The organism is Streptomyces lonarensis (assembly GCF_012033735.1).
GTDB lineage: Bacteria > Actinomycetota > Actinomycetes > Streptomycetales > Streptomycetaceae > Streptomyces > Streptomyces lonarensis.
Genome location: NZ_JAAVJD010000319.1, coordinates 1 through 4,841, shown reverse-complemented (window position 1 = coordinate 4,841; position 4,841 = coordinate 1). Strand labels below are relative to the sequence as shown.

Here is a 4,841-nt window from a genome sequence, read left to right as displayed (position 1 = left end):
GCGCGGGCCTGCTCCAGCCGCGGAGCGGCGGCGGCGCGCGCCTTGCGGGCGACGTCACGGGTACGGTCGGCTGCGCGGCCTGCGGCCTCGTCGACGCCCTCGGGCAGCGACTGGCGGGCCTGCTCCAGCCGCGGCACGACGTGGGAGGCGTAGTTCTCACGGGCGGCGCAGGCCGCCTTGCGGGCACGGGGCTTCAGGTAGGCGCTCGCGTCGTGGGCGTACTGCGACGCGGACTCCCGGGCGGAGGCGGCGTAGGGCCCCACCACGTCCGCCGCGTGACGCGCGGTCTCCCTCGCGTTGTCGCCGGCGGCGCGCACGCGTTCTTTGCGGTTCACGGGACAGACCCTCCTGTCGGTGGTTCGCTGTTGCGGTCATCGTGCGGTCATCCAGCAGTCTCAACAGACGCCTGGCACCGCTGTGCCGCCTGTCCACTCGTACGCAAATCATGCCGGGTGAGAGCGGCTCAGGCACGCGAAACGGGCATCCGGGGCACCGCGTGTCGCGCGGGCATGGGAGGATCATGCACGGTCAGCCCAAGGACGACGGAAGGTACAACGTGGCCGAGCAGCTCTTCGCGACCCTGAAGACCAATCATGGCCCCATCGAGGTCCAGCTCTTCCCGAACCACGCGCCGAAGACGGTGAAGAACTTCGTGGAACTCGCGGAGGGCACCCGCAAGTGGACCAACCCGGCCACGGGCGAGCAGGCCGCCACGAAGCTCTACGACGGCACGGTCTTCCACCGTGTCATCAGCGGCTTCATGATCCAGGGCGGCGACCCCCTGGGCAACGGCACCGGCGGCCCGGGCTACGAGTTCGGTGACGAGATCCACCCCGACCTCGCCTTCACCAAGCCGTACCTGCTCGCCATGGCCAACGCGGGCCCGGGCACCAACGGCTCGCAGTTCTTCATCACCGTCGGCGCCACCACCTGGCTCACCGGCAAGCACACCATCTTCGGTGAGGTGACCGACGCCGAGGGCCGCAAGGTCGTCGACGCGATCGCCGGCACCGCGACCGACGCCCGCACCGACCGTCCGCTGCAGGACGTCGTGGTGGAGTCCGTCACCATCGAGCGCCGCGACGGCTGAGTCCGGCACCACCGCCGGCCCCGGCCACCGGGCGCCGGGCGGGAACCATCCGGCCCCCTGGTCCGTAGGATTCAGGGGGCCGGCGTGTGCCCGGCTCCGCTCGGGGAAGACCCGGGGAGGGCCGCGCCGCGCGGCCACGGCGGCGAGAGGACACCATGACGCAGCACGAGCGGCAGCCCGGCCTGAGCGCCTGCTTCCGCCACCCGGAGCGGGACACCGGCATCCACTGCACCCGCTGCGAACGGCCGATCTGCCCGGACTGCATGATCGACGCGGCGGTCGGCTACCAGTGCCCCGAGTGCGTCCGGCAGGGTGCCGCCGAGAACGCGGCCACCCAGCCGCGCACGATCGCCGGGGGCCGGCTGCGCACCGACACCAGGCTGGTCACGCTGTGCCTGATCGGCGTCAACCTGGCCGTCTTCGTGGGGCTGAAGGCGAGCGAGTACCTGGGCAGCGGCGAGTTCGGGCTGATCCGCGACTTCGCGATGCTCGGCTACGCCTGGGCGCCCGGCTCACCGGAGCTGATCGGCGCCGCCACCGGCGAGTGGTACCGGCTGCTGACCTCGGCCTTCATGCACCAGGCCGTCTTCCACATCGCGTTCAACATGTTCGCGCTGTGGTTCCTCGGGCCGAATCTCGAGGCCGCCCTCGGCCGGGGCCGGTTCCTGGCGCTGTACCTGATCTCGGCGCTGGCGGGCTCCACGGCCTCGTTCGCGCTGGCGGCGCAGAACCAGTTCTCGCTGGGTGCCTCCGGTGCCGTCTTCGGCCTCTTCGGGGCGTTGGCGGTGCTGCTGCGCAAGCTGCGGTACGACATGCGGCCGGTGCTGGTGCTGCTGGCCGTCAACCTGGTGATCACCTTCCTGCCCGGGTTGAACATCGCCTGGCAGGCGCACCTCGGCGGGCTGGTGGCGGGCGCCGCCATCGCCTACGGCATGGTGCACGCGCCGCGACGCAACCGGACGGCCTACCAGGTGGGGGTCTGCGCGGTCGTGCTGCTCGTGCTGGTCGGCGTCTGTGTGGCGCGCACGCTGCAGCTGACCTCCTGACCCGAGGCACCGAGCTCGGTGCCGAGGTCGGTCGTGCCGCCGCGTGCGGCACCACCTGCGGTCACCACCCTGGGGTACCTGGTTATCCACAGCCGGTAGGTGCTTCGTCAACTCCTGTGGACAACCGTCGCCGAACCTAAGTTCGAGTGACGTTTCCGCAGGCGAACATGGGTGCGGCGCCGCATCGGCGGCGCCGCGAACCCCCTACCGCCGCCGAGTTATCCACAGTTTTTGTGATCTTCGATCAGCCTGTGGATAACTCGGCGCCGCTATTTCCACTGCGTGGAAACCACGAACCCGGCGCCGATGAAACCGAACCCGACGACGATGTTCCAGGCGCCGATCGCACCGATCGGCAGGTCTCCCTCGGCGACGTAGTACACGACGATCCACAGCAGGCCGATCACGAACAGCGCCAGCATCAGCGGCGCCACCCAGCGACGCACACCGCCACCGGTGCGCATGTCGATCTTCTGCGGCTTCTTCCGATCGACCTTCTGGTCGCCCTTGTCGCCCTTGTCGCCCTTCGCGTCACCTGCGAGCTTCCGCTCGCCGATCTGCTGCTTCTCGGGCTTCGCGGCGGAGCCGTCCTTCTTCTTCCGGATCCGGGACTTCGGCACGAGAGCCTCTCCTGTCTACGCGCTGCGGTCACACAGCAGAACACGGTGCGGGATGTTCGGATAGCGTAGTGCGTGAAGTGTCGATGAAGGGAGCAGGGTGCGGTGGGGGACTTCCGCTTCCGCCCGGCGCGGTTGGGCACCATCGGTGTCTTCATGCTGGCCGGACTGATCTTCTGGACCAGTTTCAGCGTCTCCGGCGGTTCCAACATCCGCACGGACGACTCGCTGCTCCAGATGTCGGACCTCATACGTGACCGCGGCCGCGAGAACGCGCGGCTGGAGGCGACCGCCGCCCAGCTCCGCACCGAGGTCCAGCAGTTGCGGGAACGCGACGCGGGCGCCGACCCCGCCGGCGCCGAACGGCTCGCCGCGCAGGAGGCCGAGGCCGGGCTGGAGGAGATCACCGGCGACGGCCTCACCGTCACCCTCACCGACGCGCCCCCGGACGCCGTGCCGCTGCTGCCCGACGTCCGCGACCCCCGCCCCGACGACCTCGTGATCCACCAGCAGGACCTCCAGGCGGTCGTCAACGCCCTGTGGGCGGGCGGGGCCGAGGGCATCCAGGTCATGGACCAGCGGCTCATCTCCACCAGCGCCGTCCGCTGCGTCGGCAACACCCTGATCCTGCAGGGCCAGCTCTACTCCCCGCCCTACGTGGTCACCGCGGTCGGCGACACCGACCGGCTGCGCGAGGCGCTGGACACCTCCCCCGCCATCGAGCTGTACCAGCTGTACGTCGAGGCGTACGGGCTCGGTTGGCAGGTCGACCAGCGCTCCTCGGTCACCCTCCCCGGCTACACCGGATCGACCGAACTGCAGCACGCCACCCCCGTGGAGTGACCCCCGGCCCCCGGGATCACGCCGCAAAACCGTGATGCCGACCGGCGGCACCGCCCCGCGTCGTACGCTTGGGCTCGCACGGCCACGCGCAGCGGCCGGCGGGGCGGCCCGCGGCAGGGCCAGGCACCGAGGAAGACAGAGAGGGAACCCTCCACCATGTACGGCTGGATCTGGCGGCACCTGCCGGGCAACACGCTGGTGCGGTCCCTGATCTCACTGGCCCTGATCGTCGGTGCGGTCTACCTGCTCTTCACCGTCGTCTTCCCCTGGGCCGAACCGCTGCTGCCGTTCAACGACGTCACCGTCGAGGGATGACGGCCGAGGGACAGGAATGAGGAGCAGTCCGACTATGGCTACCCGAGTGCTGGTCGTCGACAACTACGACAGCTTCGTCTACAACCTGGTCCAGTACCTCTACCAGCTCGGCGCCGAGTGCGAGGTGCGGCGCAACGACGCCGTGCGCCCGGAGGACGTGGCGGCGGGCGGCTTCGCCGGGGTGCTGCTCTCCCCCGGCCCCGGTGCGCCCGAACAGGCCGGTGTCTGCGTCGAGCTGGTGCGGCACTGCGCCGCGACCGGCGTCCCGGTCTTCGGGGTCTGCCTCGGCCTCCAGGCGATGGCCGTGGCCCACGGCGGCGTCGTGGACCGCGCGCCCGAGCTGCTGCACGGCAAGACCTCCCCGGTGCTGCACACGGGGACGGGCGTGTTCGCCGGGCTGCCCTCCCCCCTGACGGTCACCCGGTACCACTCGCTGGCGGTCGTCGAGGGCACTGTGCCCGAGGAGTTCGAGGTCACCGCCCGCACCGAACGCGCCGACGGCACCCCGGGCGTCGTCATGGGGCTGCGGCACCGCACCCTCCCGGTGGAGGGCGTGCAGTTCCACCCGGAGTCGGTGCTGACCGAGGGTGGTCACCGCATGCTCGCCAACTGGCTCGCGGTCTGCGGCGACACGGAGGCTCCGGACCGGTCCGCCGGGCTGGCACCCGTCGTGGGCCGCCCCGGGCAGCGGTCCGCGGACCGCCGGGGCGAGCGGACCGCGGCGTGACCGCCCGGCGGCGGAGGACGGCGTGACGAGGGGCCCGCGGTGAGCGCGGCGGGCCACGGCGACGGCCACGGCTGGGAGCCGCCGACCGGCACGCCGGGCCCCGACGACTACGCGGCGGCGATCGGCGCCCTCGACGACCGCCAGCGAGTGGTACCGGGTGACCGTCAGGGGGGAGGGCAGCCCGGCGAACACGCCCGTCCCCG

General features: G+C 71.4%; 7 protein-coding genes and 1 pseudogene. 5 read left to right on the top strand and 3 right to left on the bottom strand.

Annotation, left to right across the window (positions count from 1 at the left end):
• On the bottom strand, positions 1-335 hold a 335-nt coding region (locus HCN56_RS23655; protein WP_167974389.1), incomplete at its 3' end, for a DUF5324 family protein.
• Between the two features lie 221 nt (positions 336-556).
• Between HCN56_RS23655 and HCN56_RS23650 the strand changes: the two genes are divergently transcribed.
• Positions 557-1,090: a peptidylprolyl isomerase gene (locus HCN56_RS23650; protein WP_167974393.1), complete on the top strand. Its 534-nt coding sequence runs from the start codon at positions 557-559 to the stop codon at positions 1,088-1,090.
• A 155-nt stretch (positions 1,091-1,245) separates the two neighbouring features.
• Positions 1,246-2,136 carry a rhomboid family intramembrane serine protease gene (locus tag HCN56_RS23645; RefSeq protein ID WP_167974387.1) on the top strand — a complete coding sequence of 297 codons (891 nt, stop codon included), beginning with the start codon at positions 1,246-1,248 and terminating at the stop codon, positions 2,134-2,136.
• 269 nt (positions 2,137-2,405) lie between these two features.
• Here the strand turns inward: HCN56_RS23645 and HCN56_RS27335 are convergent, their stop codons facing one another.
• Positions 2,406-2,756: a cell division protein CrgA gene (locus HCN56_RS27335; protein ID WP_312871404.1), complete on the bottom strand. Its 351-nt coding sequence runs from the start codon at positions 2,754-2,756 to the stop codon at positions 2,406-2,408.
• 153 nt (positions 2,757-2,909) lie between these two features.
• On the opposite strand from HCN56_RS27335, the gene HCN56_RS23635 reads away from it, so the two are divergent.
• From HCN56_RS23635 to HCN56_RS23625, 3 genes are all read left to right on the top strand, one after another.
• A complete protein-coding gene (locus HCN56_RS23635) occupies positions 2,910-3,596 on the top strand; it encodes a DUF881 domain-containing protein (protein ID WP_167974391.1) in 687 nt (228 codons plus the stop codon).
• 156 nt (positions 3,597-3,752) lie between these two features.
• The gene (locus tag HCN56_RS23630) at positions 3,753-3,911 is read left to right on the top strand and encodes a hypothetical protein (RefSeq protein ID WP_167974385.1); all 159 of its coding nucleotides are present in this window, start codon (positions 3,753-3,755) and stop codon (positions 3,909-3,911) included.
• A gap of 34 nt (positions 3,912-3,945) precedes the next feature.
• A complete protein-coding gene (locus HCN56_RS23625; RefSeq protein WP_167974383.1) occupies positions 3,946-4,638 on the top strand; it encodes an aminodeoxychorismate/anthranilate synthase component II in 693 nt (230 codons plus the stop codon).
• 93 nt (positions 4,639-4,731) lie between these two features.
• Here HCN56_RS23625 and HCN56_RS27470 read toward each other — a convergent pair.
• Positions 4,732-4,841: pseudogene (locus HCN56_RS27470) on the bottom strand (aminodeoxychorismate/anthranilate synthase component II); the annotation flags it as partial.

What these genes read in the sequence shown, in the direction of transcription:
- HCN56_RS23630 (WP_167974385.1), top strand. Translation starts at nt 3,753, where the DNA reads ATGTACGGCTGGATCTGGCGGCACCTGCCGGGCAACACGCTGGTGCGG.
- HCN56_RS23625 (WP_167974383.1), top strand. Translation starts at nt 3,946, where the DNA reads ATGGCTACCCGAGTGCTGGTCGTCGACAACTACGACAGCTTCGTCTAC.
- HCN56_RS23635 (WP_167974391.1), top strand. Translation starts at nt 2,910, where the DNA reads ATGCTGGCCGGACTGATCTTCTGGACCAGTTTCAGCGTCTCCGGCGGT.
- HCN56_RS23645 (WP_167974387.1), top strand. Translation starts at nt 1,246, where the DNA reads ATGACGCAGCACGAGCGGCAGCCCGGCCTGAGCGCCTGCTTCCGCCAC.